This is a genomic window from Actinomadura sp. KC216, from assembly GCF_004348535.1.
Taxonomy (GTDB): domain Bacteria; phylum Actinomycetota; class Actinomycetes; order Streptosporangiales; family Streptosporangiaceae; genus Spirillospora.
Map to the genome: position 1 here is coordinate 1 of NZ_SMJX01000655.1, position 871 is coordinate 871.

Annotated in this window: 2 protein-coding genes; both read left to right on the forward strand. The window is 78.0% G+C overall.

Annotated elements, in window-relative coordinates:
- Window positions 1-210: hypothetical protein (locus E1264_RS44990; protein WP_207937054.1), on the forward strand; the 210-nt coding region annotated here is incomplete at its 5' end.
- Window positions 211-244: 34 nt separating this feature from the next.
- Window positions 245-853, forward strand: a complete 609-nt coding sequence (locus tag E1264_RS42830; protein WP_132183322.1) for a biotin transporter BioY — start codon at window positions 245-247, stop codon at window positions 851-853.
- Window positions 854-871: the final 18 nt, after the last annotated feature.

Below are 871 nucleotides of genomic sequence, written 5' to 3' on the forward strand. Positions count from 1 at the left end.
CGCGAGGGCAGGCGCGAGGGCAGGCGCGAGGGCAGGCGCGAGGGCAGGCGCGAGGGCAGGCGCGAGGGCAGGCGCGAGGGCAGGCGCGAGGGCAGGCGCGAGGGCAGGCGCGAGGGCAGGCGCGAGGGCAGGCGCGAGGACGGCCGCGCGGCGCGTGACCGGCCGCCATCGGCGACCCGCCTGATCCGACCCCGACGACACGTTCGCTAGGTTTCGACCTGACACCACACGTTTGGGAGGATCCGTGGCCACTGCCCACGCAGCCCGGCGGCACCCCGCCGTCCTGGGCGACCTGCTGCCCGGCGCCCTCGCCCGCGACGCCGCGCTCGTCGCCGGCGCCGCCGCGTTCACCGGCCTCGCCGCACAGATCGCGATCCCGCTGCCCGGCACCCCCGTGCCGGTCACCGGGCAGACCTTCGCCGTCCTGCTCGCCGCCGCCGCGCTCGGCCCCGTCCGCGCCGCCCTCGCCATGCTCCTCTACCTGACCGCCGGCATCGCCGGGATGCCCTGGTTCACCGAAGGCGGCTCCGGAACCGGCGTGCCCACCCTCGGCTACGTCCTCGGCTTCGTCGTCGCCGCGGCCGTCGTCGGACGGCTCGCCCAGCGCGGCGGCGACCGCACCCCGCTGCGGACCGCCGCGACCATGCTCGCCGGAACCGCGATCATGTACGCGGCCGGCGTCCCGTACCTGATGGCGGCCCTGGACGTCGACCTCGCCCGCGCGCTCGACCTCGGCATGACGCCGTTCCTCGCCGGCGACGCGCTCAAGGTCCTGCTCGCCGCCGGGCTGCTCCCGGCCGCATGGAAGCTCACCGGCGCCCACCGCGACCGCGACCGGGGCCACGGCGGCTGACGACCGCCCACCCAGCCC